Origin of the sequence: Paenilisteria portnoyi, assembly GCF_014322795.1 — a bacterium.
GTDB classification, from domain to species: domain Bacteria; phylum Bacillota; class Bacilli; order Lactobacillales; family Listeriaceae; genus Listeria_A; species Listeria_A portnoyi.
In genome coordinates, this window is sequence record NZ_JAASTT010000010.1 from 39,135 (window position 1) to 65,490 (window position 26,356).

Here is a 26,356-nt window from a genome sequence, read left to right on the forward strand (position 1 = left end):
GAACTCGACACGGGATTGGTCTGCCTTTCACGAAGGAACCCTAAAACTAAATATTTTCGCGTGCCTAGATTTTTTCTTAAGGTACGTGTCGATATTGACGGGGGAGCAGATGAATTGTCTGCTTCTTTTTGTTGTGCCTAGAACTTCCTATTTTGGGGCACTGGCCGTCTCTACACCCTCGCACGTGTAAAAATAAAAAAACACTGGAGGAATGACTCATGACTAGAACAGCAATATTAGTAGGAATTACAATGCAACAGGCAAACTTTGAATACTCGATGGCGGAACTTGCCAATTTGGCGGAGGCTAATGCAATTAAGCCAGTTGGTGAAATTACGCAAAAGTTGGATCGGAAAAATAAAGCAACCTATGTCGGCAACGGGAAAGTAGATGAAATAAAGAGTTTGGCGGATTATGAAGATGTTGATCTCGTTATTTTTAATGATGAGTTGGCGCCTTCGCAAATTCGAAACTTAGAGGAGTTGCTAGAAATTGAAGTGATGGACCGGACGCGACTTATTTTAGATATTTTTGCGGAACGGGCGAAAACGAGAGAGGCGCAGCTACAAGTGCAAGTTGCTCGTTTGAAATATGAACTGCCGCGTGTTGTGGGGCAAGGGGAAGGGATGGATCAGCAAAGCGGAAAAGGTGGACTGAAAAACCGTGGTGCTGGGGAAACAAAACTTGAGATGGATCGGCGTCGCATTAAAAATCAAATCAGTCAGCTGAATAAGGAGCTGGACGGCCTCGTGGCGGAGCGGCAAGTACAGCGTCGCCAGAGACAAAAAAATGAGATTCCTGTTGTGTCGCTTGTGGGTTACACCAATGCCGGCAAGTCGACCATCATGAATGCGATGGTCACAGTGCACAGCCAGACAGCAAACAAGCAAGTTTTTGAGAAAGATATGCTATTTGCGACGCTTGAAACGAGTGTTCGTGAAATTGTTTTGCCAGATAAAAAACAGTTTTTGCTTACGGATACGGTTGGTTTTGTCAGTAAATTGCCGCATAACTTGGTGAAAGCTTTCCGTTCGACGCTCGAGGAAGCAGCCGAAGCGGACGTGTTGATTCACGTTGTCGATGTATCGCATGAATATTTTGAGGCGATGATGAAAACGACGGAGGAAACACTAGCGGAACTGGATATTACGGATCGCCCCATCATCTTTGCTTATAATAAAGCGGATTTGGCGACGAATGTGATGTTCCCAAGACGTGAGGGCGATAGCTTATACTTGTCTGCGCGAGAGGACGCAGGACTTGAATTGCTCATCGATATGATTAAAGAGCAGGTGTTCAACGATTATAAGACGGTGACTTTTGTGATTCCGTTTGATCGTGGGGACGTGGTTTCTTATTTAAATGAACATGCGGATGTACTTGAAACGGCTTACGAAAATGAGGGAACGGTTCTGCGGGTGAATGCCCAAGAATCAGATCGGATGAAATATGCCGAATTTATTGGGGAGGATACTCAAAAAGAAGGCTAAGAAGCGATATCTTTGTTATAATAGGGAAAAAAGATGTGAAGGATAGAAGCTATGAAAAATAATTTTTTGAAGGTTACAGGTTTTGCCGCGCTAGCTTTTACAGGCTACGCGTATTGGTCAACGAAGCAACTTAGAACAACGGATTACAACATTGTTTCGGCTAAAATTGCACCGGAGTTGGATGGGTTTCGGATTTTGCAACTTTCAGATGTGCACGGCGATACGTTTGGTCGTTATAATCATCGTTTGATCAAGAAGGTTTGGTCGATTGATCCGGATATCATTGTCGTGACAGGCGATTTGCTTGATGGCGATGAGGGCATTAATACAGCGATAACGTTGATGCGTAAGCTTGCGCGGCATTACCCGATTTATTATGTTACGGGCAATCATGAGGCACGAAGCGCGAATTTGGAAGACCTTTTGCCGGAATTAGATAAAGCTGGGATTACCTATTTAAAAAATCAACATGTGTATATCGAGCGTGATGGCAAATCTTTCGCATTGGCTGGTATTGATGATCCGAGCATGCTGATTCAAAAACCTCACCAGCTTACTTTTGCAGAAGAAATAGCCTGTGAGGAAGAAATTGTTGCGGCTGAATTGAAGGAAGCGACGACTGGAATTCCAGATTCGATTTTCACGCTTTTACTATCCCATCGACCAGAGAAATGGCCACTATACCAACAAGCCCCAGTTGATCTCATTTGTTGTGGGCATGCCCATGGCGGACAAGTGCGATTGCCTTTCACAGAAGGTTTATATGCGCCCCACCAAGGTTTTATGCCAAAATGGACCGCGGGCTTGAAAGAGGCGAACGGTAAGGCGATGATTATCAGTCGCGGGGTTGGTAATGCTACACTTGTACCGCGCGTTTTTAATGAGCCGGATTTACCAATCATAATATTACGGCATAAATAACAAGAAGGGCTTGAAGCGCAGCTGGAAAACTGATGTTTCAAGCCCTTTTATGGATGGAGAGAAGTTCGTGATTTATATCGATACGAAAGACTGTTTGGATCAGACGGAGAATTTTGCGATAGAGGAGTTTGCGTTGCGTCATTTAGATGCGAATGAGATGTATGTGATGTTTTACAGGATGCATCCGACGGTCATTGTGGGGAAGAACCAGAATACGTTAGCCGAGATTAATCAAGCCTACATAGAAGCGCATGATATCCCAGTTTTGCGGAGGCTTTCAGGTGGTGGCGCGGTTTATAATGATCAGGGGAATATAAGTTTCAGTATCATTACGAAAGATGACGGAGCGAGTTTTAATAATTTTGAACGTTTCACAAAGCCAGTGATCGATGCGTTGATAGAGCTTGGTGTGGACGCAAAATTGAGTGGCCGTAATGATATTGAGATTGCAGGTCGAAAAATATCTGGAAATGCACAGTTCGCGACGGGTGGCAGATTGTACAGTCATGGAACATTACTATTTGATGTGAACCTAGCTAATGTTGAAAAAGCGCTACGTGTGAATCCGTTGAAATTACAAGCGAAAGGCGTAAAATCCGTTCGATCACGCGTCACGAATATACGCGAACATCTGCGTGAAGATATGGATATCCACACATTTCAACAAGTCTTGCTACAATCTATTTTCCAAACAACGGAGATACCTACCTATGTTTTTTCTGAGGAAGATTGGCTGCAGATTCGTACAATTCAAAAAGAGCGCTATCGAAATTGGGACTGGAACTATGGGAAATCCCCTAAATTCAACGTTAAAAATGAGCAGAAATTTTCTGGTGGACTGGTAGAAATGCAATTCCAAGTCGAGAAAGGACGTATTACAACCGCTCAAATTTTCGGAGATTTTTTTGCAACGGGAGATATTAAAGTAGTTGAAAATAAGTTGTTAGGAGTTACCTATACACGAGAAGCGCTAGATGCTTTTTTAGAAAAAATCGATGTACCGCTTTATTTTGGTAAAGTCACAAAAGAAGAGCTCCGAACAATTATTTTTCAGTGAAATTTAGAATCTAAGTCTCTGGTATGATGTATTGCACAGTAGTGATATGTTAGACTATATCTATAAACTAAAGAAGGCAGGGAATAAAATATGTGGAAAAAAATTAGTGTAATTGCAATGACAACGGTAATGGTAGGGACGCTCGCAGCTTGTGGAGATGATGATGCGAATGATAACAACAATTCGAACAACACGCAACAAACAACAGATTCAGGTACAAACAGTAACTCTAATTCGAACACATCGACAACAGATTTGAATAACAAGAAATTTTCGATGAGCTATACAGACGCCGTTGAAATTTTCAAGAATAAACATCCTGAAGCAGACGTGACATCGGTTGAATTATCGCAAGAGCTTGGAAAATTTGTTTATACCATTGATGGTGTAGATGATTCTAATGAGTTTGAAATGAAATTCGATGCGGATACGAAAGCAATTTTACAAGATAACAATGAAAAGCTTGACGCAGAAGATGCAAATGGCAACGAAAGAGCAAATGAAAAACTTGATTTAACAGGTATTAAAACACCGCAAGAAGCGATGACAGCAGCGCTGAAACAACAAGCTGGAACAGTGAAAGAATGGACGATTGAACGCGAATTAAACCAAACATATTACAGTGTTCAAATCATGAATGGTAACCAAGAGGTTGAAGTGAAATTGGATTCCAAAACGTTAGAAGTGCTATCCACCGAACAAGACGACTAAGGCTCAGCGAGCCAGCAAACGCTCATCTCCGTCGTTAAAAGCTCCGTTCCGGTGCTCTTCTACTCTTCGTTTCGCATAACTTCTCACATGGTCGGGGATAAGACTCCCTCCTTGTTTTCAGTTGATGTACAAATCGTACATTCCGCTCCGGTACTCGCTTTTGCCTAGGATCTAAGCATTTGCTGACTCGCTGAGGTTTGGCGGCACGGAAGTGTCGTGTAGGGCTACGCGAAGATAGCTTGGAGAGATATGATAAGTAAGAATCACGAACTATTTTTCTGGATAGGGCGTGATTTTTTTTTACCAGTTAGGTGGGAGCGCTTGTTTTCGAGTGATGGGAAAGGATTTATTAACTAGTCATTTTATTCGCGATTGGTGCGGGTTTCTTTTGTTTAAGCTACAGACTTTTTATAATCTGTGGCTTTTATTATTTGGCTTTACGTGATAAACTAGGATGAAAGAATGCGAAGGAATGAGTGTTGGTTTATGGCGGGGGAAAAGCTGATTCGGTTTTATCGGACGAAACTTAGTAATTATAACTTAATATATGGATTTATGACGCAGCGGATTTGGACTTTTTGCTTGCTGATGATTCTTTTGTTGGCTTTACCGACTGCTTTTGGCTTGGCTTTTGGTGTTGGTGGACTTTGGACGGGACTTATTGGATATGCGGTACTTTTTTTGTTTGTGTATTACCTGTTGATTGTTAGAAGAGCACAGAAGGAATTGTGGAAAAGGTATCGTATACGTGATTTTAAAAAATTGCACATGTTAAAGCTTTGTTTGCTTCGGAATTACTTGGCGCGTAATGGATTCGCTTCACCAGAAGAATTAAGTACACTGCAAAAAGTGTTGGAAGAGGACGATACGCTTTTAAGAAAGAATTTTACCATTAAAAATATGGCGATATTGCTAGTTGTGCTTATATTTGCAGCGCTTGGTGCTGTTTTTATTTTAGAGGCAAGTCCAGAGGGGCATCGTATTTTTCTAGCGGTTATACTGGCTTTATTTGTGCTTTTTTTAGCGTCAGTTTTGCGAATTATTGGGTATGTTATTTCGTATTTTTCAGATGCTAACAAGCGTAGTGCGCGGGCTTTGATTCAGGTTATGCAAGAACTGAGTGCGAGTTATATTATGGAGCAAAATACGGATTATCAGCCATATCGTGAAATGGAGTTAGTGATTGCGAATAGTGATATTTTAAAAGAAATCATTGATGGGAAAGCGATATTTTAAATCAATCAAGGGGAGTCAATGAATGAATAAACCTGGGAATGAAACACTGGAAAGTAAGGCGTATCGAATGATTAAGGAGAAGATTCAGCGCGGAGAATTTCAAGTGGGGCAACGTCTGATTGAGGCGGATGTTTCGCGAGAACTTGAATTGAGCAGGACTCCGGTTCGGAAGGCTTTTGCGATGCTGACAGTGGATGGATACTTGGAATTTGAGGATTATAAAGGGGTCATTGTAAAAAATTGTGCGATTACAAAAGAACGGTATATAGAAATGCTAGATATTATGGAGTTGCTCCTAATAGGCACCATCGATAAAATAGAGGCGAAATCACTTACATTTTCGAATCGTCGTGTGCGTGAGAAAGCTACTGATTTTTTGAAACTGGAAGAGGCAACAGAGCGACAATGCATGGAATATCAACGTTGGTTCTTAAATGAAATTTTGAGTTATGCCAAAAATGACTATTATTTGCAGGTTGTGAATCAATTTTATGACGATTTATTGGAGTTTGGTGAGCCAGATGTTTTTCAATCCGCGACCAAGCTCTTTGATAAAACCCTCGATAATTATGTAACTTGCGGTCGTTGTCTGGAATCACGTGATTACTCGGAAGCGCGGGCTATTGTGAAGCAAATTATTAATGACCGGATTCTATTTATTTTCAGATAAAAAAGGCAAAAGGAGTTCTTACATGAAGCGATATTTACGTCTATGTTTTGCTATTTTTTGTTGCTTGCTAATCGCGGCATGTGGTCAGAACGAAGCGAAGCCGTCAGAACTGGTACCTCAAAAGAAGCCAGCGCCTGTGACAAATGAGGTAAAACCACCAGTGCAACTCGGAACAGATATGAATCCAGAAACGCTGCAAATCCCTGTTTTGATGTACCATTCTATCAATACGAATGTGAAAAATAATCTGATTACTCCTCCGAATGAATTTGATACACAGATGAAATGGCTTTCGGATAATGGCTATTATACACTGACGCTTGCGGAACTGGCTCCTTTGCTCGAAATAGGTAAAAATGTCCCAGACAAGCCAGTCGTCATAACGTTTGACGATGGGTATCAAGATAATTATACGAATGCTTATCCGATTCTTAAAAAGTATGGCTTGAAAGCAACTATTTTCGTGATTACAGATAAAATTGCAAAAAATAATCATTTTGATGAGGCGGCTTTAAAAGAGATGAGTGCGTATGGCATTGAAATGGAGAGCCATACGGTCCACCATTACGAATTAAATAGGCTTTCCTACGAGGCACAGTTGAAAGAGTTGCAGTACTCTAAGGCTTTTCTAGAGCGTTTTACAGGCAAAAAGGTGAATAGTATTTGTTATCCGGTAGGTCGTTACAATGAAGACACAGTACGCGCAGCAGAGGCAACAGGGTACACGATGGGATTCACGACGGAAGTCGGAAAAGCGAATAAAAAGGACGGCATGTACACATTACCACGCGTCCGGATGGTTCCTGGAATGTCGATGGAATCAGCTGTAAAGTAAAAAATAGTCTGGGGCATAACCCAGATAAATCGGCGAGAAGCGCTCGCATTCAGGGGATTTGGCGGACTTCCGGTTCTCACATACACAAGTATGCTCCGCTTCCGGCTTCCACCAAATCCCCTGAATACAAACGCTTTCGCTCGATTTGTATAAAGCAGAATTTTCGTCCTACCCGAAGAAATGGGAGGGCGCTTTTGCTTTGTAGCTGCCTCTTTTTTACTTTACAGAGAAGTGCTCGTATAGCCAATGAAGGCCAAGCGTTTCAATTTCGTCTAACTGCTCCATAAACCCGTGATCAGCGCCGTCAAGCTCAATTATTTTTGTGCCATCTGGAAAAAGCTCGGTGCCTTGCTTCGTAATTTGTGCAAGCTTCCGTTCTAAATCGCCCTCTGTACCGTGAATCACAAGAACTGGACAGTGAACATTTTTCAGGGTAGCGGCTTGGTCCATATGATTAAAATCAGTCAACATTTGTTTATCCAACACGATTTCAGAACGCCAAGGATCATCGACGTAAAAAACCGTGCTACCATTGCATTCACATTGTGCGACCTGCTCTTTTGAAAAATTGTCTACGTGTTGATAAGCAATAGCACCGGTAACTGGTCCGGTTAACACCATGGTTTCAATGTCTGGTTCATAACAAGTTAAGGATAATCGTCCGCCAAGGCTGTGACCCCAGAAAGCGAATTTCTTCATTCCGATTTGGTAGCTATATCTTTTTGCTGCTTGTAAATCTGCCACTTGTTTCTCAAAATGGATAGCGGTATCATCACTTTCTCCGTAGCCACTGCAATCGTAGGTTAGGACATTATAGCCGTTTTGTTGTAATTTTAAGGCGAAGCGATCGAAACGCCCGCTCGATGATTTATTGGATAGGAAACCGTGTGTCATGATGACAATAGACTCTGAAGGAGCGGTATAAAAATGACCGACTAGTGTCAATCCGGCTTCATTTTTGAATGTGATTCGTTCCATTTTTAATCCTCCTTACAATACCCAAGTGAAATACTATGTTTTAACTGTAACGCCAAATGAGCAATTTTTCAAGTAATAATTCCTCGAGTTGGTGTGTTTTTGCTGTTTTTATGGTGTGGGAACAGGGTATAATGAAAAGGAGTATATTGAAGGAGAGTGTTACATAATGGGAAAAGCATTATTGATTGTGAATCCTTCCTCTGGCAAAGAGAAAGGTAAAGTATACAAGGATCGGGCGCATCAAGCCTTGCTAAAGCGTTTTGATGAGGTGGAGGTCAAAGTGACGCAAAAAGGTGGCGATGCAACGGAATTCGCGCATGAGGCGGCTAATAATGGCTATGAAGCGGTTATCGCGATGGGAGGAGACGGTACGCTGAATGAGGTCATTAATGGCATTGCTGAGAAGCCGCATCGACCAGCATTTGGCTTTATTCCACTGGGTACGGTGAACGATTTGGCAAGGTCGCTGGGCGTTCCATTACGAGCGGATCGTGCCATAAAAGCGCTTGAAACAGCACGGAAACGGCCGATGGATATCGGTAAAATTGGCGATACATACTTCATGAATGTGCTTGCGGCTGGGATGATTGCGGAGGCTGTCGATAAAGTCAGTGTGGAGCAAAAGACGAAATTTGGTTCTGTCGCCTATTTTGCGGAAGGGTTAAAAGCATTTGCGCGTCACGAATTGCTAGAATTTGAAGTGAAATATGATGACGGGGAATGGGATGGCAAAGCGGGGTTAGTTATCGCCAGCTTGACGAATTCAGTCGGAGGTATGGAGCAATGGGCGCCAGAAGCCGAGGTGGATGATGGCCTGATTCATGTGTTTATTTTAACGAAACTGGGCTTAATTGATGCTGCCAAAATTCTACCGCAAATCGCTTTAGGTACGCTGAAAAAAGCAGATGGCGTGATGTATTTTTCCACGACAAAACTAGACATTTCTTGCACAGATCCTGATGTGAAGGTCAATGTTGACGGCGATCCTGGAGATACGTTCCCTATCCAAATTGAAGTTTTGCGGGAACACTTGGATGTATTAGTGCCTAGTTAATGTCGTTAGCGATTCAAATATCTGGAATACTTAGATTCGGAGCATTCCAGATGTTTGAATCAGCCGGTTAGTTCGGTGATTTTATGAAGAATGGCTTGTTCTAGCAGTGGATGATAGTGAAAGGATTCGCAAAGTATGGTGTCGCAGTCTGGATATAATTTCTGTAAATGTAGCCGTTCTTGATCAATCGCAACGACGTGAGCGCCCGTGAATAGGAAATAAGGGAGAATATAGATTTTCTCGAATTTAGTGACCAGCTTTTCTAGTGTTTTTGGATAGCATGGTTCGCCTTTGATTTCACTATGGAAAACAGGTAAGTGTAGCTGTGATTCTAGCAATTGAGACACATTATAAAGTCGGTTTGCTGGTTCATTATCGCGCTCATTACCAAGCCCTACAAGCAGGACGGCCTCTGAATTCGTGAAATTGATATTGGTCTCTAATATTATTTCCTTGGCTAATGCGATTATCTCTGGATCGAAGCCAAATGTTTTGGTCATTCTAATCGTTATTTCAGGGTGTTTCGTGGTAAGGGAGTCGAGAATTTTAGGGATTTCATATTTGATGTTTATCGCTGAAAATAGGAATACTGGAACGACGATGAGTTCATCTGCACCAGCTGCGATAGCCTTCTCACAGGCGATTTCGATAGTAGGATAGCTCATGCTTAGAAAACCTAATTCTTGGATTGTTTCGGGTCTTTTCTTTCTAATTTCGGCGATAAATGTACGAAATTCTGCATTGCCCTCGGCGAGTTGTGTGCCGTTACCGATATAAATTATTGCGCGCAAAATGATTAACTCCCTCCAAAATGGTGTATAGCATTGCTGTATACTCTACATTTTAACCTGCATAGAGGTGTAAGCCAAGTTGTTTTTGTAAAAAAACATTTTAAATGTCACCAAATTGTGACGGATGCCATGATGTGACAAGGGTTGAGAATTCGTAATAAACGGATTGTAAATAGATAGGTGGAAGAAATAGGAGAGAACAAGGAGGAGCAATGTATGGGTGAGTCGCTAGATGTTGTCTACAAAGGGCTGGCGAATCTGAAAAATGGTTTTAAACCGGTACCGGGAAAGCTTTATGTAACGCAAGAGTATTTGATTCACAAGCCAAATGATTATTTTGCGGAAGATGTTATGATTCCTTTTGAAGATGTGACACGGATTGAGGGCGTGATGACGAAGATTTTAGGACGGGATATGTTATCTAATTTACTTGAGGTGGAGACAAAAGAGGGGCATATATTCCAGTTTGTGATTAATAAGCAGAAGAAATGGTTGGCGGTTTTAGAAGAAGTACTCACAGAACGCGAGGAAGCAGAAAAATTGATTTGGCCTAAATAAGAGGATAAGACCAAGCGCCCGAAATAGTGGTGTTTGGTCTTATTTGTGATTAACCGTTGATCTGATTGAAATTCGCGACGGCACCAATGAGGTTCGCATCATTTCCGAATTTGCAGGAAACGAGTGTTGGTGCTACTTTGGCGATTGTGATTTTCTGTAGTAAATCATCGAGTTGTGTTTGGATGGCAGGGAGGAAATCGGGACGCTCGCTGACACCGCCGCCAATCACGATGAGCTCTGGGTCGTATACATATTGCAAGTTAAAAATACCTTTTGCGAGATTACGGAACATGCTGTCTATTTCTTGGGTAGCGATGGGGTCACCGGATTCTTTTAATTGGAAGGCTTCGATACCGCTTAAAGAGGCTAAACCTTTTCGTTTTGCGATACGTGTAGCGGCATTGACAGCGGTTCCTGTGTCGCTTAGATTTTCTAGCTTGTCATTCATAATCATATAACCAAATTCGCCACCATGAAGATTGGCACCGGCGTGGATTTTCCCATTTTTGATGACGGCGCCACCAATTCCTGTACCGATGATAAGGAAAAGAATATCGCTGGCTTTTTTTGCTACGCCAAGCCATGTTTCGGCAAGTGCTGCACAATTCGCATCATTTTCGAGTGTGATGGGTAGCTCTAATTTTTCTTCTAGTAGTTGTCGGAACGGAAAATTGTGAATGTATGGAATTGCGCTGGCGCCACCGATAATACCGCTTTCATTATTCACGGCTCCGGGACAGCTGAAGGCGATACCTTTCAATGGATGTGTCTGGTATGTATTTTTAGTGGTCTGTAGTTGGCTTATGAGTATATCCAGTGTGTCTGGTGTCTTGAATTTGCCCTTGGATAGAATTGTTCCGTCTTGCTCCATTAAAGCGTATTTGACGGCGGTACCGCCCATATCGAATGCTAACAATGTCATATTTTTCGAACTCCTTTGTTCTGAATTAACTCAAGCATACGTGTATTGTTCTGAAAAAACAAGCGGGAATAAAAAGAAAGATGGAAAATTATATTACAAAGTGTTACAATTATGTCGTACTTATTATAACAAGGAGGAAATAAAATGCATGTGAGCAGAACAGAGCGGGCGCAAAAGAAACGCAAAACGCGGCGTCTAGGAATTATTTTTACAGTCATTGCTTGCTTTTTATTTGGGGGATTAGGGAGTGCTTATTTGTTTATGCAGGCACATTCTAAGGTAACAGCAGACGAAATGAGTATGAACGAGGAGTCGACGGCAAATGTGAAGGCGAACATTGTGATTGATCCACATGCCTCGCTCAAAACGAAAATTGATTTAATTCTAAAGAAACATCAATTTAACGGGGCGGCATATGTCGTCAAGGATAACAAAACCATTATAAATCAGGGCTATGGCATGGCTAATAAAACGACTGGGGAAGTCAATACAAGTCAAAGCTTATTTTTTATAGGGTCGATGGAAAAAGCGGTGGTCGCAACAGCAATCATGCAATTACAGGAAAAAGGATTGCTGAACGTCGAAGATCCAATAGCGAAGTATTTTCCTGAGTTTCCAAATGGACAAACCATCAAAATTAAGAATTTCCTAGGGCATACTTCGGGCTTAGAGGGCCGTAAAAAAGGTAACAACAAAGTGACATCGCAGCAGATTTTGGAGCAGATTGAGGCGGTGGGTATTAAGCGCCAACCGGGTACGTGGGACTATCAAGATGATAATTATGCCGTGATGGGTAGATTGGTTGAAAAGCTGTCGCATCAGTCTCTAGAGGCCTATTTGAAGCAGCATGTTTTGGCACCGTCTGGCATGAAAGCAACCAGTTTTGGTGATTCTTTTTTCACGCATCCTAATGAATCGGTGAGCTATAAATCAACGAATGGAGTGCTGACGAAAACGAGCTTTGTGCAGGATACATCGCAACTGTTCGGTGCTGGGAATATGTATATGCCACCGCGAGATATTTATCTATTTAATAAGGCGTTAACAGATGGTAAACTGGTGAATCAGGCAAGCTTGGCACGTATGCTTCAGGCTGGCGCTGGGAATTACGGTTATGGCTTTTATACGCGGCCGAATTTTTATATTTCTCGTGGTGTGCTCTATAACTATGAGACGATAAATAGTTTTTCGAAAGATTACCGGGATGCTGTCATTGTTTTTTCTAATATTCGGATGGAAAAAGATAATGGTGCACTTGTGAAAGAAATTTATAGCGCGATGCAGTAAAAAATAGATGCGATTTGCCAATTTCATGCTATAATATACAAAAGCGAAAAAACTTCAGGAGGAATTTTTTAGTGGAAATTAGGATTCAGAAAAAGCTTGCGACTGGGCAAGTTAGATTTGAAAGTGATTTCGGCACGTGTGAAGGAATTTGGAATGATGACGAGCCCGAGTCGAATCGCAAATATACGGTAGATATCGAAATACCCCAACATTTGACGGCGGCACAATTGGCGGAGAGTGACGAGAAGCATTGTATTTTAGAAAAGACGGAAGATGCGCGTGTTCATGTTATTGGACAGCTAGAAGACTATGAGGAGGACGGTTTTGCCGTTTTGCGATTAGAGGATAGTATCATTTGTTTTAACACACAATACGATGAACAAATCGAAGCCTTACACGGGAAATTTATTGAGTTTGAAGTGGAACGGATTCATTTAAGTAAAGTAGGTATTTAAAAAAGTAGCGTTTGGGAATTTTGCCCAAACGCTACTTTTTTAACTTTTTTCCGCAAAGACTTTTAGCATCTGTTCTAAATCTTCTTCATTGCGAACGAATAGGAGTAAACGTTGACGACCGGTTTCAATCACAAGTACGCCGTCTTCAGATAGGTTAATGCGCTCCATTTTTTTGTATTCAAAGAAGAGGAGGGCGTAGAAGAAACCATGTTCCTTGAAGATAACGCGCCCTTTTCTGATGAAACAAATATAGAAGAAGAGAATGCCCAGAATGGCTAGTAAGACTGACGTGGAAGTTGGCCCGTGACGTAAAAACGCGTTCGAGATAAACAGCATCGCAATTAAGCCAACGAATATGTATCCATCCCATTTCCCTCGCGAACGAAGCGGGACACTAAGAACGGTTTTACCTTTCCAAAAATGAAGAATGACGCCATCATAAACGGAAAATAAAAACGCGCCGATAATCATGACAATTAAGAAAATATTTGTTGCATCCATGCTCATTATTTTACACCTGCATTCATTAAATTCTGCTCTCATTGTATCATTTCCTACCTAAAAAAGGAACCGAATCACATCGCTAGTTCGCTTATTTTTGAAGATACTAACGGGAAAATGACAGTGGGGCAATTTCACAAGATAGATTCATCATTCCAAAAGAGGTTTTTGAAGCTAAAAATGCTAACACCGCACAAACTCAATTATTTGATGATGGAGAAATCAAAAAAGGAAAGCAATACATGTTACAGACATGGATTTTTAATAAAGAGGGTGCAGAAAGTAATAGCGATGTGTTCTCCAAAGAAGCAATAGGAGCTAGAGAACAAACCGTCATGCTATATGTTGTTTTCAAATAGAATAGATGCTTGAATAAACTCAAGATAAAGCAAAATCGCCTCACCCATTTTTTTCGGGTAAGGCGAAAGTTTATGCTCTATTCAAGAACCAGGAACAGCGAAGATTCCAAGTACATAACCAACAATACCTAGACCGAATAACATGAAGATAATCCACAGTGCATTGATTTTTTTCTTCAACAACCACATACAAGCAAATGTTAGTCCTAATGCAAGGATACCAGGCATTAAGCTATCTAAAATATCTTGTACAGTAGTCGTTGTTGTTTTACCTTCTTGGTTCGTTGTAGTAGAGACAACAACTGGAATATCAATATTCGTCCATTTATTTACCAGTCCACCCATTACGAACAGCCCAAGGATTGAGGCACCTTCTGTTAGTTTCTGGATAACACCACCGGCCATATCGGAAACAACATCGGTTCCTTTACGATATCCGTAGAAAACGCCCCAATAACGGAATCCAAGACGAACGGCGTTAAAGAGTACGAAGAATAGAAGTGGTCCAAAAATACTACCGGTTGATGCGAATGAAGCACCGAGGGCTGCGAATACTGGACGAATCGTTCCCCAGAAAATTGGATCCCCAACACCGGCAAGTGGCCCCATCAGACCTACTTTAATACCATTGATGGCTGCTTGATCAATTGGCGCACCATTTGCTTTTTGTTCCTCCATTGCAGCGGTTACCCCTAAAATTGGAGCTCCCATATAAGGATGCGTATTGAAAAATTCGAGATGTCGCTTAATGGCTTCGGTACGTTCTTCTCCTTCATATAAGCGGTTGATGATTGGGACAACGGTAAAGCAGAATCCCAAAGCTTGCATACGTTCAAAGTTCCAGGAACCTTGGAATAGGTTGGAACGAATAAATACGGACATTAAATCACGTTTTGTTAGCTTTTTCTCGCCAACAGTTACTTTTGCTGTTTCGCTACTCATAATTTGGTTACCTCCCTTTTTTAGTCGTCTAGGTCGTCGTCCAGGTCATTCGCTGGTCGAGACCCACCGCCGCCGCCATTTTTTGCATCGTATTGGGCAAGTGCTTCTTTTAGATAATATTTAGGGCTCAATTGGATGTAGACAATAGCTGCTACAAGTCCAAGAACACCGAGTGCTACTAAGTTGAACGTCGTGAAGGCTGCGACTACGAAACCGAGGAAGAAGAACGGCATTAAGTATTTCGCTTCCATCATGTTGATAACCATCGCGTACCCGACAACAACGATAAAGCCACCGGAAACGTTTAGACCGTTAACGAGCCAATCTGGAATCGCGTTCAACATATCTGTTACAACGCTTGTACCCATTGAAAGGGCAACGATTAGAACGGGAATGGCGATACGCATCGCCTGGAGCAGCAGGGCCGTGACGTGGAGCATATCTATTCCCCTCAGATTCCCTGTTTCGGCCATTTTATCAGCTGAATGTTGGAAACCGACTGTAATTGTACGAACTAGAATCGTTAAAACTTGACCAGCAGCAGCAAGTGGAATCGCAAGTGAGATACCAACGCTGATGTCTTGTCCCCCTGAAATAACTAAGATTGTAGAAATTAATGATGCCAAGGCTGTATCAGGTGCAACGGCTGCCCCGATGTTCATCCAACCAAGCGCGATCATTTCCAGTGAACCACCTATAATAATACCGGTTGTCATGTCGCCAAGTACAAGACCTGTAAGCGTACAAGCAATCAACGGACGGTGAGATTGCCACTCATCCAAGATACTCCCCATACCACAGATACAAGCTACAAGGAAGACGAGAACTATTTGTATCGGATCCATATAAAATTCCCTCCCAATTTTGCTTTACTAGAATAAATTAATAATGTCAAAAAACGCGATACGATTCTTTTATAGGCCTTCTTTATCAAGCAGTTGAATCATCATTACTTTGTTATCCGCTGCAACTTTACGGATTTCAAGCTCGATGCCTTTTTCGTGGAGTGCTCTAAAAGCAGTCACATCTTTTTCGTCTACCGAAACGGCATTGGTGATTTGCGTTTTACCTTCGCGAAACGCCATTCCACCGATATTCACGCTCTTAATCGGAACGCCAGCTTCAACGAAACGCAATACGTCGGTTGGGTTCGTGAAAAGTAGCATAACAGGAGTTGTTTCATATTTAGGATTGTTGTAGGCACGGATCCCTTTTTCAACATCTACTACGTTTGATACAACGCCTGGTGGTGCGACTTGTTTTAGTAGGGTGCTGCGAATTTCGTCTTTTGCAACTTCATCATTACACACAATAATACGCTCTACCTGTGTTTCTTTTGTCCAAACAGTGGCTACTTGACCGTGAATAAGGCGGTCATCAATTCTTGCTAAACGGATCTCCATTATAAATCATCCTCCTCGACATTTTTAAGTGATTGTTTAAGTGATTTAACGCCTTCACGACCAGCTGTAAGGGCAATATCTCGTAAATCTTCTAAACCGCTCACGGCACGCATGGATAGGGTTTCAAGCAACATCGGAATGTTGATTCCTGTCACGACATCCATTTTTTCTTTCGGTAAAGCAATTTGGCTCGCCGCATTATAGGGGCTGCCGCCAAATAAATCAACCATAAAAAGAACACCCTCGGAAGCATCAATAGCATCCAATTTTTCAGTGAACTTTTGAATTAATGTATCGGTGTTTTCCCCTGGAACGAAGGTGATGAACTCCACGTTTTCCTGCTTACCAATAATCATTTCTGTTGATTTAAGCAGTTCGCGGGCTGCTTCGCCATGTGTCCCGATAATGATACCTACTGGCATATTAATTCCTCCTTTTTCTGTTTGTTAGGATGTTGTTATCACCTCATGTATTTGCAAGGAGCGTGCCAATGTTTTGTATTCGTCGCGCTTGTTGCTTCGTGCGCCTAAATGGGGGCTAACTCATCCTTTTAAGTTATGTATGCTAGTAGATTGATACGGTAGGGATGCTGAATGATATACTATTGCGTACTAGAATATCAATCCGTACATACAGTGTTTATTACCCTAATACTATCGCTTAAAAACAATAAACTGCGAAAAAACTTCATAAACAGGAGTTTTTTCGCAGTAGTAGTTATTTTATTCGGTTGTTTGGTGCGTTTTGGTCAAGATATCATAAATATAGTATTGTTCATCATTTGTGAGAGTTAGCTTCATCGGTTGGAAGCAGGTGAGACTCGCTTCTTGGATGGCTTGGAAAATCGCTGTGTCGATGATTGCTTTACTTGACTCATGGTAGGTGAGGCTATCTTTTAAAACCATGCGTTCAACGGCGCACCCAACATGGATAAGCAGATTGATTTTAAGTGTGTTTTCCATGGTGTATTGTAGCTGCGTTTCGAGCATACTTGCGAATTTCAACAGGCTTGGCAGAATTTTTTTAGGATTGAGATACGTTAGAAATTCGCTGAGGCTGTCTTCAATGACTTCGCGGGCAATCCAGTTTGTCTCGCTTTTCTTGATGAAAATGTCGCGCTGTTTGACGAGTTGGATGATTTGCTCCTCTCCGTCCTTGGCAAAAAGTCGCTCGATTGGTAGGAACGGGATTTGGACTTTCGGATCATGGATACCAACAATCATCAGGATGTCGTTTTCTTCTTGTAATTGATCGATTTTTTGATTGGCTTCGTGAACGCCGATCGGAATGACTTTTATATTATCGGTGGTGATTGTTTCTAGAATGTGCTCGATGAAGGTTTGGAGTTTTTCGGCAGTGCCTTCGCCGGTTGCGCAAATGGTGACGATTGCGTGTGGTTTATCGCTTAATGTAGCTGTAGCCTCGGAATCGTAACCGCCGTAACCACGAAAATCTTTTAGCGAATCGTAAATGCTGTCTAAATCCATGTCGAGAATATTGGATTTGCGGACGGCTTCGATGACGGTAGCGGTGGAAACCATGTCGATTGTGCGAACCGGAATACCTGTGCGTTCGGAAATCACGGAGCCAAAACTAGTGAGTGAACCCATGTCAACAAGAAGCAAGACGCCGCGTCCCATATCGAGTTCCCGCGCGCGCTGGGTAATTTTGTCGAGAACGACTTTGGGGCTGAGATCAAGTGGCATATCGATACTGTCCACGAGGCCTTCGCCGAGAAGCTTCTTCGCGACATTAACCATACTTGTCGCGCTACTATTTCCATGTGTCGCAACAAGGACGGCAACACGATTTTCCTCTTGTTCTTTCAGCAACGAACTGATTAGCAAGGTTAAATAAAGGACTTCCATATTAGGCACGCGAATCTGAAATTCAGCTTCGATTTCTTTCTTCATTTCGCGCGCGATGGCATAGCTTTCCGGCTTATCATTGACGACATTTTCGATATTGGTGTATTTCAGCGGTTTGTTACTACGCGCTCGCTTGAGGAAAGAGGTGAGGTGTAGACTAAAAGCGAGCAGGAAACGCTCATTCAACTTTTTCCCGAGTTGTTGCTCAATCTTCACTTGGATATCTTCGGTGAAATTCAGAATATCTTCATTGACGATTTTCAAGATATTTTCGCGATCGTGAATCGTATTTTTGAATTTATTATAGAAGCTATTGAGGTGCACATCGATGTCCATCGTGATAAATTTCTTGATATCCTCGTCCTCCACGCCTTGATCCATAAGGATGGACGCTTTGTCTTCAATGATTTTATACAAGTTGAAATCAGGCTCGTACTCGTCGGAATTGATGAGTTGTTTGCCGCGTTCTGGCATGATCACCGTATATGGATCGAGATATTTCGAGATTTCCTGCAATTCTTTTCTGCGCCCACTAAAATGGAAGAAACCGTCTTTGATGTTCATCGGTAGCGTTTTAAAGTTAATTAAGATTTCCTCGTCTTTATCAAAACTATTTAAAAAACCTTGCGCGCAGACGAGCTGAATATTCGATTTTAATTGACCAATATTACCAAAAGTGGTGTTACCAATCAACGCTTTTGCGGCTTCATCTTCAATCCGTAACGGCTTACTAATGCGGTGCGCTTCGTTTGAAAGTAGGTTCTTCAAGAGATCGACGCGTTCTTTGGCGGTGCGTTCTTCCAAGCTTGGTAAAGAAATCACAATCGGAATCCGCCGAACAAAGGTGCGCAGTAAAGAGGACTCGGGGTCTTCTGTCGTTGCACCAATGATGAGTACGTTCGATTTGCGGCGCCGATCCGTCTCGCCTAACTTATTAAATGTCCCCGTATCCATCAAGTAGAAAATCATCTCTTGACCTTCTGGTGGGAGACGATGAATTTCATCTAGAAACAAAATACCGCCATCTGCTTTTTCGACGAGCCCTTCTTTTTCATTTTCCGCACCGGTAAAAGCACCTTTCGTATGACCAAAAATGTGAGACATCAGGAGCTGCGGGTTGTTATAGTAATCCGCACAGTTAAAAATGATGAATGGAGATTGGCTCGATAAGCGTTCGGCGTGTTGGGAATAGCGATACATCAAGTTTGCAAATAACGTTTTTCCGACGCCAGTTTGCCCAACTATCAACGTGTGCAGACCACTTGGCGGATAGAGTACAGCGGCTTTGGCTTGCTCGACTTGTGTTCGCAAACTGGCGTCTGACCCGATTAAGTCGTCGAACGGGCTTCTTTGTACCATATTATGACGGAGTATTTTTAGTAATGACTGGCAATTTTCAAATTCTAGTTCGTCATCTGGCAGTAAGCGCTCGATTTTTTCCTCGATGGCTTGGCGATCAAAATAGCGAACTGGGCGACCTGCAATTTTGATGATTTTTCCTTGGCGGTGCAGTTCATTGAGCTCCATACTGACATTGTTTCGTAAAATATCGAGTGCATCTGATACTTCGGTTGCAGTGATGCCTTCATTTTGTTCCAGTTGTTGCTTTATATTGTCATAGTCGTGTTGCTTTATATACTGATAAATACGCTCTATACGCTTCATTACGTATCCCTCCACTTCCTCTATTGGAAAAATAGTGTATTAATAACTACGATACACTAGTGAATTTCTGTATTTAGTTTAGCATGCTGTGCTGATTTGTCAAGCGCTTACAGGTTGTAGAGGTAATCTAAATTGACGAGGGAGGCGTAACTAGTATAGAATAATGAAGAAATAACTAAACAGAAAATGGGGTTGAATTCCTTTGACAAAATTATTATTTATTAAAGCATCACCGCTTCCAGATGATGTTTCACGTAGTATGGTTGTAGCAAGTGCCTTTTTAGAGAAGTATAAACAAGAAAATCCAGATGACGTAATCGAGCGTGTGGACGTGTATGAGCAAGATATTCCGTTGATCGACGGTGCTTTCTTGGCAGCTGGGAATGAGTTACGCGCGGGTAAAGCTTTCACTGATTTAGACCCTGCAATGCAAGAGCAGTTGACGAAGTTTGATGCGTTGACACAGCAGTTTATGGATGCGGATCGTTATGTGATCGTGTCCCCGCTTTGGAATCTTGGTATTCCTCCAATGTTGAAAGCCTATTTTGATACAGTGGTTGTTGCTGGGAAAACATTCCGTTATACAGCAAATGGCCCAGAAGCGTTGTTGAAAAATAAGAAGGCGCTACAAATTCACGGTAGTGGTGGGGTTTATTCTACCGGTGAATCGGATCTTGAAACGCATGGCGAGCCTTACATTAACACGATTTTGAATTTCATTGGCGTGGAGACATTGCCGAGCGTGTTTGTAGAAGGTGTTGATTACGATCCAACGCGTAAAGATGAGATTTTGAACGCGGCGATTGAGGAAAGTACTCGTCGGATTAGTTTGTTTTAATAAGAAATAAGGAACTAGGGACTTGCTTTCGGGCGAGTTCCTAGTTTTTACTTTACTTTCTATTTAAAAAATGTGATAAATTCACAAACAAAAAAATAGCTAAAATTACTACTTCATTGCTATAATTTGAACTTAGAACGGGTAAAGGAAAGCATGGAGGAGGGATTCACGATGATTTATTTCGCGAAGCTTGCCGGAATTGCCTTTGTTGTCTTTTTGGTAATAGATGCTGTATGGCTAGGGCTCATCGCCAAGAATTTGTATAAGCAGTATTTGGGCGATTTGATGGCGTCGAACATGCGATTTGGCGCGGCACTTTTGTTTTATCTTTTGTTTGTGGGTGGAATGGTCTTTTTTGTTATTGAGCCAGCGCTTGCCAAGGACAGTATTCCGTTTGCGATTTTTGCAGGAGCGTTCTTAGGGTTGCTCTGTTATGCGACCTATGATTTAACGAACTTGGCGACGCTAAAAGATTGGCCAGTACTTGTTACGGTGATTGATTTAGGCTGGGGTGCGTTTATTACAGCCGCGACATCGGGCATTGTATTTTGGCTAGCAAAAGTATGGCAGATTTCTTGAAAGTGGGGACTAGAACGATGACGGATTTTTTGGATAGTAAAAAGTTGTATCATGCCTTCTTAGGTGGCGCCAGAGCAGTTATTGATGCAAAGGATGGACTGAATGCAATCAATGTTTTCCCGGTGGCAGATGGTGATACGGGAAGTAACCTTGCGTCGACAATGTTATCGATTGTGGAAGAGTCAAAAATAGCAGCATCGGCAAAAGAGACGCTTTATACGATTTCAGAGGCAGCTTTATTTGGTGCTCGTGGTAACTCGGGAATTATTTTTGCGCAATACGTTAATGGTATGCATCTTCATTTATCGGATGATAAGCATGTCTCTTTGGGGTGTTTTGCGAGTAGTGTTTCGGGAGGGGCTGATTACGCGTACAATGCGATGGGAAATCCGGTGGAAGGCACGATGATTACAGTGATTCGGGCATGGTCAGAGGCGATTGCGCAGGCGAAGGATCATGGGGCTACTTTTCAGGAGGTTTTGGTGCATGCGTTGAAACAGGCTAAAACGGCTTTGGAAAGTACGCCAAATATGTTGCGAGTTTTGCGGGATAATGGAGTTGTAGATGCTGGTGCGAAGGGCTTTTTCACGTTTGTTGAAGGGTTTACATCGGTGATTAATGAGGAGACGTATGTGGCGGAGGTGGAGCATTTACCGCGTTTGGTGAGTGGGGATGCTTTGGACCAAGCGCCAGTATTTCGCTATTGCACAGAGGTTTTGTTGCAAGGTGAGGGGCTGGATGCGGACAAGATTCGGATGGGATTGACGTCGTTTGGTGATTCGCTGATTGTCGCGGGGACGGATACGAAAATTCGGGTACATATTCATACGGATGAGCCGCGCCTGGTTTGCGCTTATTTGGCTGATTATGGCGTGATGGTGCAGCAGAAAGTGGATGATATGCAAAATCAGTTTGACGTGATTCATCATCGGAAATATCGGATTGCGTTGGTGACGGATTCGGTGGCGGATTTGCCGCAGTATGTGATGGAGGAGTATCAGATTCAAGTAATTCCGCTACACATAACGCTTGCGGATAATGACTATTTGGATAAGGTCACGATGGATACGGGGACTTTGTTTGCGCGGATAGAGGGCATTGACGCGTATCCAACTTCTTCTCAACCGAGTGTGAAGGCGGTCGCGAACCAGTTATCATTTTTGGCAGACCATTATGAGCACGTGCTGGTTTTGACTGTATCTGGGAAATTAAGCGGCACGTATGAAACGGTGAAAAAAGCGGCGGCTGGTGTTTCGCCGGATATTGTGGTGCTGGATACGCGGCAAAATTCGGGTGCACAAGGATTGCTCGTGAAGGCGGCAGCGGAACAAATTGCGCTCGGAAAAACATTTGCGGAAGTGCAGTCGTTCGTGACGCAAAGCATTTCGCACACGAAGATTTTTGTTAGCGTACCAAATTTGGATGCGATGATTCGGTCGGGGCGCCTCGGTGAAAAAGGTGGCGCGATTGGGAATACGTTGCGTTTGAAGCCTGTTGTTTCGCTGTCTGATACGGGAGCTGGGACGGTGAGCGATGTTGCGTTTAGTTTGCCTAGTAGCACGAAGAAGATCGCGGCGCGCGTGAAGAGAATGCTTGTACGTAATCAGGTTGCTGAATACGCGATTGTCCACGCGGATACGCCAGAACGAGCGGCGGAATATGAGGCGTTGTTTACGGCTATCATCGGAAAGTCACCTGCCTACGTGATGGAGATTTCGTCGATTATTGCGATGAGTGCTGGGAAAGGCTGCGTGGCAATTGCGATTCGAATGCAGTTAGATGATGGGGAGGAAATATAAGATGGTATATTGGATAGCAGGCTTATTATTATGGATTTACTTTACAATTTTGTTCCTATGGGCGCAAAAATTAAAAAATAACTCGATTGTAGATTTAGCATGGGGACCGGGGTTCGTTCTCGTCGCGCTATATACATTTTTTTTCGGCGGCGAGATGACGACGCAAGGTTTGATTGTAACCATTTTCGTTTTTATTTGGGGCATGCGACTATTTCTACACTTGGCGAATCGAAATATCGGGAAACCAGAGGATTATCGTTACGTGAATATGCGTAAACGTTGGGGGACTCATTTTGCTAAATTGAAAGCGTATTTGAATGTTTTTATTCTGCAAGGGGTATTGCTTTATATTATTAGCTTGCCAATCCTGCTTGTGAATACCACATCGGCGGACACACTCGTATGGTGGAATTATGTAGGAATTGCTGTTTGGCTTATTGGCTTCTTTTTCGAAGTCGTTGGAGACGAACAACTACGCCGGTTCAAAAAGAATCCAGAAAATAAAGGAAAACTCATCATGACGGGACTTTGGAAGTATACACGTCATCCAAATTATTTTGGCGAGGCGCTGAGTTGGTGGGGAATTTTTCTAGTAAGCATCACTGGTGCAATGAGTCTTTGGGGCATTATTGGTCCAGCCATCATCACGTTGCTACTTTTATTCGTATCCGGTGTGCCATTGCTTGAAAAGAAATACAAGGACCGCCCTGACTTTCAGGCATATGCCAAGCGCACGTCTAAATTTATTCCAAACATTCCGAAGAAGGGAAACTAATAGATTGTCTCGATGGAAGATAAAAGATAGCGAAAATTTTGCAAACAATTTGTATCGCGCTTTCTTTACAGGAACAGCGCAATAAAAAATGTAGCGTGATTATTTCTAGATAACCCATGAATAAAAACTACTATTTGATATATTTCCGTCTAAATACTTGTAATCTGTAGGGATTCCTTTAAAATAGGAAGAGTATGAAAATAAGGTTGGGAAAAAGGAGTGTATCACATGAAGAAAAAGTTAGCTTTAATGCTTGTCGTTGTTTTAACAGCCGCGATTACCCTAGCTGCATGTGGAAGTAGTGCTGTGGAACCGAAAGAAGCCGCAGACATCGCTGTCAACACAATCATCTATAACAAGGACACAGATAAGTTCAAAGACGTTTTTGGTGAAGATGCGGAGAACTTAGAAAAAGAAATCAAAACAGGCTTCAAAAAAGGGTTTACGAGTAGCCTAAACATTACAGATGGTAGTATCGATGATGAGGTTGATAAATTATACGATACATTTGCCAAACGCGTAAAAGAAGTAACAAAATATACAACAAAAGTAACAAACGATGATAAAGACAAACCAACTGTTGAAATTTCTGTAAACGGTCTGGATATGACAGGCGTGCAAGCAGAAATGACAACTGCTTTACAAGCGAAAGTAAAAGCTGACCCATCGATTCAAACCGATGCGAAAAAAGCCGCTACTGCGATGCTTGATGTTTATCAAGAAACCATCGCAAAAGCAAAAGTTTCCGAGAAAGCTGTTAAAGTGAAAATGAATCTAGAAGCGAACAAAGATCAGTGGAAAATTAAAGATGCAGACAAGTTTGCACAAAATCTTTATTTAGCATTCTTCACTGGAACGGTTCAGTCTTAAGATTTGAAGCGAAAAAGGAAGCACGACTAGTCTCCAAAATTTTGGAGTTAGCCGTGCTTCCTTTTTTTATTGTTGTCCAACTGTGAAACGAGCGCGCACATGTTTGGCGTTTTCTGCTTCGTCAATAAGTGCAATGGCATAGTCTTCCATACTGATATAGCTATTACCATTTGCATCGACAATGAGTTCGTCGGTTCCTGTTGTATAAGTACCTGTACGCTTGCCTGGCTCGAATAATCCAGCAGGGCTAATAAAGGTCCAATCAAACGTTGCATCTGATTTTAAGTGATCTAATTGAATCGTTTGTGCGGCTCCTGTCGCGTAGTAAGGAGCTTCTTTGAACGATGGGGTATCTAAAACGCGTGTCCCTTTATCGTCTACTAATGAGCTGGCTGCACCACCGACAACGATTAGGCGAGGCTTTGTTGTTCCGTTTAATTCAGTAATCAGGTGGTCGATGGATTTCCAATGATTATCTGATGCTTCGATAGGTGCGCTAAAAGCATCCACTAAAACGTCAAAAGTAGCGACATCGTTTTTCGTAAGGCTGAAAATATCTTTTTCAATGGTGGGAATGGATTTATCCTCTAATTTGCCAGCGTTGCGAATGATTGCTGTTACCTCATGCCCTCGATTTTTAGCCTCCGTCAATATGCGTGAACCTGTGCGCCCTGTTGCTCCGATAATACCAATTTTCATAATAAATGACCTCCTCATGATTTGGTTGTAATCGTTATTGTTACAACGATTGATTTTAGTATACCGATAATCCTGCTAAATGTAAAGTATAAAGTTCGTAGCTATAAAAAAGAGGCAAGGAGTCGTTGGTAGACCTTGCCTCTTCGCTATATTAAGATTGGATTGATTTTTTCATTTTTTGTGCGATGAAGACATGTGAGATAGTGAAAATAAGCAGTGCGGCCCAGATGAATAGGAACGCGGTGAATTGTGTGCTGTCGAAGGCTTCGTGGAATACAAAGACGCCTAGGATTAGCATCAGTGTTGGTCCAACGTATTGGATGAAGCCGAGCATGATATAGGAAATTCGTCTCGCGCTTGTTGCGAAGAGAAGTAGTGGAATCGCTGTAACGACGCCGGCTCCGAAAAGAACGAGATTCGTATCCAAACCGAATTGCATGAAAGCATCCTGCGCGAAAAATAATAAAAAAATCAGCGCGAATGGTGTCATAATCAGCGTTTCAATCGTTAATCCACCCCACGCGCTGATTGGAACTAATTTCTTAATGAGCCCGTAAAGCCCGAATGTGACAGCCATTGAAATCGCGGCCCAAGGAAAAACGCCTTGATGAATCGCTAAAATAAAAACGCCGATTGCAGCGGACAGTACAGCTAACATTTCGCCACGGCTAAGTTTTTCTTTTAAAAAGACCGTTGCGAGTAGGACGTTCACCAAAGGATTAATATAATAACCGAGGCTTGCGCTAATCACGTGACCATCATTCACTGTGAAAATAAAAATAAACCAGTTTGCCGTGATTAGAACGGAGGCAACGGAAATAGCTATAATCAATTTGGGACGTTTGAAAATCGAGATGATTTCTGTCCAGACCTCTTTTGTTTTGCCAAGAATGGCGATAATCGCGATCATAAATACGAACGACCAAATAATTCGGTACGCTAGAATCTCACTAGCCGGGACATCTCCAGCCATTTTCCAATATAGCGGTAATACTCCCCAGATGATATAAGCCCCAATAGCAGCTAATATCCCTAACGTTTTCTCTTTTTCTGCATGCATGTCCTCACCTTTTCTATTACAAAATAATAGAAC

27 protein-coding genes are annotated in these 26,356 nt (G+C 42.3%); 16 read left to right on the forward strand and 11 right to left on the reverse strand.

The window, feature by feature from the left end; all coding sequences use genetic code 11:
* Window positions 1-218: 218 nt before the first annotated feature.
* The 7 genes from hflX to HCJ66_RS08360 all read left to right on the forward strand — a co-directional run bounded on the left by hflX (window position 219) and on the right by HCJ66_RS08360 (window position 6,920).
* Window positions 219-1,490: a GTPase HflX gene (gene hflX, locus HCJ66_RS08330; protein ID WP_187132707.1), complete on the forward strand. Its 1,272-nt coding sequence runs from the start codon at window positions 219-221 to the stop codon at window positions 1,488-1,490.
* A gap of 51 nt (window positions 1,491-1,541) precedes the next feature.
* The gene (locus HCJ66_RS08335; RefSeq protein WP_187132708.1) at window positions 1,542-2,411 is read left to right on the forward strand and encodes a metallophosphoesterase; all 870 of its coding nucleotides are present in this window, start codon (window positions 1,542-1,544) and stop codon (window positions 2,409-2,411) included.
* Between the two features lie 67 nt (window positions 2,412-2,478).
* Window positions 2,479-3,468: a lipoate--protein ligase gene (gene lplA / locus HCJ66_RS08340; protein ID WP_187132709.1), complete on the forward strand. Its 990-nt coding sequence runs from the start codon at window positions 2,479-2,481 to the stop codon at window positions 3,466-3,468.
* Between the two features lie 90 nt (window positions 3,469-3,558).
* Window positions 3,559-4,179, forward strand: a complete 621-nt coding sequence (locus HCJ66_RS08345; protein WP_187132710.1) for a PepSY domain-containing protein — start codon at window positions 3,559-3,561, stop codon at window positions 4,177-4,179.
* 486 nt (window positions 4,180-4,665) lie between these two features.
* Window positions 4,666-5,415: a hypothetical protein gene (locus HCJ66_RS08350; RefSeq protein WP_187132711.1), complete on the forward strand. Its 750-nt coding sequence runs from the start codon at window positions 4,666-4,668 to the stop codon at window positions 5,413-5,415.
* 22 nt (window positions 5,416-5,437) lie between these two features.
* On the forward strand, window positions 5,438-6,085 hold the full coding sequence (locus HCJ66_RS08355; RefSeq protein ID WP_187132712.1) for a GntR family transcriptional regulator: 648 nt from the start codon (window positions 5,438-5,440) through the stop codon (window positions 6,083-6,085).
* Between the two features lie 22 nt (window positions 6,086-6,107).
* Entirely contained in the window at window positions 6,108-6,920 is an 813-nt protein-coding gene (locus HCJ66_RS08360; RefSeq protein WP_187132713.1) for a polysaccharide deacetylase family protein, read from the forward strand.
* A gap of 216 nt (window positions 6,921-7,136) precedes the next feature.
* On the opposite strand, the gene HCJ66_RS08365 is transcribed toward HCJ66_RS08360, so the two are convergent.
* Window positions 7,137-7,898: an alpha/beta hydrolase gene (locus HCJ66_RS08365; protein WP_187132714.1), complete on the reverse strand. Its 762-nt coding sequence runs from the start codon at window positions 7,896-7,898 to the stop codon at window positions 7,137-7,139.
* Window positions 7,899-8,064: 166 nt separating this feature from the next.
* Here HCJ66_RS08365 and HCJ66_RS08370 point away from each other — a divergent pair, with 166 nt between their 5' ends.
* Window positions 8,065-8,952 (forward strand): diacylglycerol/lipid kinase family protein, encoded by an 888-nt coding sequence (locus tag HCJ66_RS08370; protein WP_187132715.1) that lies wholly within the window; start codon window positions 8,065-8,067, stop codon window positions 8,950-8,952.
* A 59-nt stretch (window positions 8,953-9,011) separates the two neighbouring features.
* On the opposite strand, the gene HCJ66_RS08375 is transcribed toward HCJ66_RS08370, so the two are convergent.
* Entirely contained in the window at window positions 9,012-9,743 is a 732-nt protein-coding gene (locus HCJ66_RS08375) for a sirohydrochlorin chelatase (protein WP_187132716.1), read from the reverse strand.
* A gap of 216 nt (window positions 9,744-9,959) precedes the next feature.
* Here HCJ66_RS08375 and HCJ66_RS08380 point away from each other — a divergent pair, with 216 nt between their 5' ends.
* Entirely contained in the window at window positions 9,960-10,301 is a 342-nt protein-coding gene (locus HCJ66_RS08380) for a GRAM domain-containing protein (protein ID WP_187132717.1), read from the forward strand.
* A 49-nt stretch (window positions 10,302-10,350) separates the two neighbouring features.
* Here HCJ66_RS08380 and HCJ66_RS08385 read toward each other — a convergent pair whose 3' ends face one another.
* Entirely contained in the window at window positions 10,351-11,223 is an 873-nt protein-coding gene (locus HCJ66_RS08385; protein ID WP_187132718.1) for an ROK family protein, read from the reverse strand.
* Window positions 11,224-11,367: 144 nt separating this feature from the next.
* Between HCJ66_RS08385 and HCJ66_RS08390 the strand changes: the two genes are divergently transcribed.
* Window positions 11,368-12,510: a serine hydrolase domain-containing protein gene (locus HCJ66_RS08390; protein ID WP_187132719.1), complete on the forward strand. Its 1,143-nt coding sequence runs from the start codon at window positions 11,368-11,370 to the stop codon at window positions 12,508-12,510.
* 71 nt (window positions 12,511-12,581) lie between these two features.
* Complete coding sequence (locus HCJ66_RS08395) at window positions 12,582-12,965, forward strand: hypothetical protein (protein ID WP_187132720.1); 384 nt, start codon at window positions 12,582-12,584, stop codon at window positions 12,963-12,965.
* Window positions 12,966-13,004: 39 nt separating this feature from the next.
* Here HCJ66_RS08395 and HCJ66_RS08400 read toward each other — a convergent pair whose 3' ends face one another.
* The 6 genes from HCJ66_RS08400 to HCJ66_RS08425 form a co-directional block, all read right to left on the reverse strand.
* Entirely contained in the window at window positions 13,005-13,472 is a 468-nt protein-coding gene (locus HCJ66_RS08400) for a DUF986 family protein (RefSeq protein ID WP_181675032.1), read from the reverse strand.
* A gap of 434 nt (window positions 13,473-13,906) precedes the next feature.
* Window positions 13,907-14,767 carry a PTS mannose transporter subunit IID gene (locus tag HCJ66_RS08405; RefSeq protein WP_187132721.1) on the reverse strand — a complete coding sequence of 287 codons (861 nt, stop codon included), beginning with the start codon at window positions 14,765-14,767 and terminating at the stop codon, window positions 13,907-13,909.
* Between the two features lie 20 nt (window positions 14,768-14,787).
* Entirely contained in the window at window positions 14,788-15,612 is an 825-nt protein-coding gene (locus HCJ66_RS08410; RefSeq protein WP_187132722.1) for a PTS mannose/fructose/sorbose transporter subunit IIC, read from the reverse strand.
* 69 nt (window positions 15,613-15,681) lie between these two features.
* Window positions 15,682-16,170, reverse strand: a complete 489-nt coding sequence (locus HCJ66_RS08415; RefSeq protein WP_187132723.1) for a mannose/fructose/sorbose PTS transporter subunit IIB — start codon at window positions 16,168-16,170, stop codon at window positions 15,682-15,684.
* Complete coding sequence (locus HCJ66_RS08420) at window positions 16,170-16,592, reverse strand: mannose/fructose/sorbose PTS transporter subunit IIA (protein ID WP_187132724.1); 423 nt, start codon at window positions 16,590-16,592, stop codon at window positions 16,170-16,172. The genes HCJ66_RS08415 and HCJ66_RS08420 overlap by 1 nt, the downstream gene beginning before the upstream one ends.
* Before the next feature lie 300 nt (window positions 16,593-16,892).
* Window positions 16,893-19,703: a sigma-54-dependent transcriptional regulator gene (locus HCJ66_RS08425; protein ID WP_187132725.1), complete on the reverse strand. Its 2,811-nt coding sequence runs from the start codon at window positions 19,701-19,703 to the stop codon at window positions 16,893-16,895.
* A 202-nt stretch (window positions 19,704-19,905) separates the two neighbouring features.
* On the opposite strand from HCJ66_RS08425, the gene HCJ66_RS08430 reads away from it, so the two are divergent.
* From HCJ66_RS08430 to HCJ66_RS08450, 5 genes are all read left to right on the forward strand, one after another.
* Window positions 19,906-20,541, forward strand: a complete 636-nt coding sequence (locus HCJ66_RS08430) for an FMN-dependent NADH-azoreductase (protein WP_187132726.1) — start codon at window positions 19,906-19,908, stop codon at window positions 20,539-20,541.
* A 171-nt stretch (window positions 20,542-20,712) separates the two neighbouring features.
* Window positions 20,713-21,120 (forward strand): DUF2177 family protein, encoded by a 408-nt coding sequence (locus HCJ66_RS08435; protein WP_187132727.1) that lies wholly within the window; start codon window positions 20,713-20,715, stop codon window positions 21,118-21,120.
* Between the two features lie 17 nt (window positions 21,121-21,137).
* The gene (locus HCJ66_RS08440) at window positions 21,138-22,919 is read left to right on the forward strand and encodes a DAK2 domain-containing protein (RefSeq protein ID WP_187132728.1); all 1,782 of its coding nucleotides are present in this window, start codon (window positions 21,138-21,140) and stop codon (window positions 22,917-22,919) included.
* A 1-nt stretch (window position 22,920) separates the two neighbouring features.
* Complete coding sequence (locus tag HCJ66_RS08445) at window positions 22,921-23,694, forward strand: DUF1295 domain-containing protein (RefSeq protein WP_187132729.1); 774 nt, start codon at window positions 22,921-22,923, stop codon at window positions 23,692-23,694.
* A gap of 228 nt (window positions 23,695-23,922) precedes the next feature.
* Complete coding sequence (locus HCJ66_RS08450) at window positions 23,923-24,564, forward strand: DUF5105 domain-containing protein (protein ID WP_187132730.1); 642 nt, start codon at window positions 23,923-23,925, stop codon at window positions 24,562-24,564.
* Window positions 24,565-24,630: 66 nt separating this feature from the next.
* Here HCJ66_RS08450 and HCJ66_RS08455 read toward each other — a convergent pair whose 3' ends face one another.
* The gene (locus tag HCJ66_RS08455; protein ID WP_187132731.1) at window positions 24,631-25,263 is read right to left on the reverse strand and encodes an NAD(P)-dependent oxidoreductase; all 633 of its coding nucleotides are present in this window, start codon (window positions 25,261-25,263) and stop codon (window positions 24,631-24,633) included.
* Window positions 25,264-25,414: 151 nt separating this feature from the next.
* On the reverse strand, window positions 25,415-26,323 hold the full coding sequence (gene rarD / locus HCJ66_RS08460; RefSeq protein WP_187132732.1) for an EamA family transporter RarD: 909 nt from the start codon (window positions 26,321-26,323) through the stop codon (window positions 25,415-25,417).
* Window positions 26,324-26,356: the final 33 nt, after the last annotated feature.

Coding starts and splice junctions, on each gene's coding strand:
- hflX (WP_187132707.1), top strand. CDS start 219: ATGACTAGAACAGCAATATTAGTAGGAATTACAATGCAACAGGCAAAC.
- HCJ66_RS08335 (WP_187132708.1), top strand. CDS start 1,542: ATGAAAAATAATTTTTTGAAGGTTACAGGTTTTGCCGCGCTAGCTTTT.
- HCJ66_RS08345 (WP_187132710.1), top strand. CDS start 3,559: ATGTGGAAAAAAATTAGTGTAATTGCAATGACAACGGTAATGGTAGGG.
- HCJ66_RS08350 (WP_187132711.1), top strand. CDS start 4,666: ATGGCGGGGGAAAAGCTGATTCGGTTTTATCGGACGAAACTTAGTAAT.
- HCJ66_RS08355 (WP_187132712.1), top strand. CDS start 5,438: ATGAATAAACCTGGGAATGAAACACTGGAAAGTAAGGCGTATCGAATG.
- HCJ66_RS08360 (WP_187132713.1), top strand. CDS start 6,108: ATGAAGCGATATTTACGTCTATGTTTTGCTATTTTTTGTTGCTTGCTA.
- HCJ66_RS08365 (WP_187132714.1), bottom strand. CDS start 7,898: ATGGAACGAATCACATTCAAAAATGAAGCCGGATTGACACTAGTCGGT.
- HCJ66_RS08370 (WP_187132715.1), top strand. CDS start 8,065: ATGGGAAAAGCATTATTGATTGTGAATCCTTCCTCTGGCAAAGAGAAA.
- HCJ66_RS08380 (WP_187132717.1), top strand. CDS start 9,960: ATGGGTGAGTCGCTAGATGTTGTCTACAAAGGGCTGGCGAATCTGAAA.
- HCJ66_RS08385 (WP_187132718.1), bottom strand. CDS start 11,223: ATGACATTGTTAGCATTCGATATGGGCGGTACCGCCGTCAAATACGCT.
- HCJ66_RS08390 (WP_187132719.1), top strand. CDS start 11,368: ATGCATGTGAGCAGAACAGAGCGGGCGCAAAAGAAACGCAAAACGCGG.
- HCJ66_RS08400 (WP_181675032.1), bottom strand. CDS start 13,472: ATGAGCATGGATGCAACAAATATTTTCTTAATTGTCATGATTATCGGC.
- HCJ66_RS08405 (WP_187132721.1), bottom strand. CDS start 14,767: ATGAGTAGCGAAACAGCAAAAGTAACTGTTGGCGAGAAAAAGCTAACA.
- HCJ66_RS08410 (WP_187132722.1), bottom strand. CDS start 15,612: ATGGATCCGATACAAATAGTTCTCGTCTTCCTTGTAGCTTGTATCTGT.
- HCJ66_RS08415 (WP_187132723.1), bottom strand. CDS start 16,170: ATGGAGATCCGTTTAGCAAGAATTGATGACCGCCTTATTCACGGTCAA.
- HCJ66_RS08420 (WP_187132724.1), bottom strand. CDS start 16,592: ATGCCAGTAGGTATCATTATCGGGACACATGGCGAAGCAGCCCGCGAA.
- HCJ66_RS08425 (WP_187132725.1), bottom strand. CDS start 19,703: ATGAAGCGTATAGAGCGTATTTATCAGTATATAAAGCAACACGACTAT.
- HCJ66_RS08435 (WP_187132727.1), top strand. CDS start 20,713: ATGATTTATTTCGCGAAGCTTGCCGGAATTGCCTTTGTTGTCTTTTTG.
- HCJ66_RS08440 (WP_187132728.1), top strand. CDS start 21,138: ATGACGGATTTTTTGGATAGTAAAAAGTTGTATCATGCCTTCTTAGGT.
- HCJ66_RS08445 (WP_187132729.1), top strand. CDS start 22,921: ATGGTATATTGGATAGCAGGCTTATTATTATGGATTTACTTTACAATT.
- HCJ66_RS08450 (WP_187132730.1), top strand. CDS start 23,923: ATGAAGAAAAAGTTAGCTTTAATGCTTGTCGTTGTTTTAACAGCCGCG.
- HCJ66_RS08455 (WP_187132731.1), bottom strand. CDS start 25,263: ATGAAAATTGGTATTATCGGAGCAACAGGGCGCACAGGTTCACGCATA.
- rarD (WP_187132732.1), bottom strand. CDS start 26,323: ATGCATGCAGAAAAAGAGAAAACGTTAGGGATATTAGCTGCTATTGGG.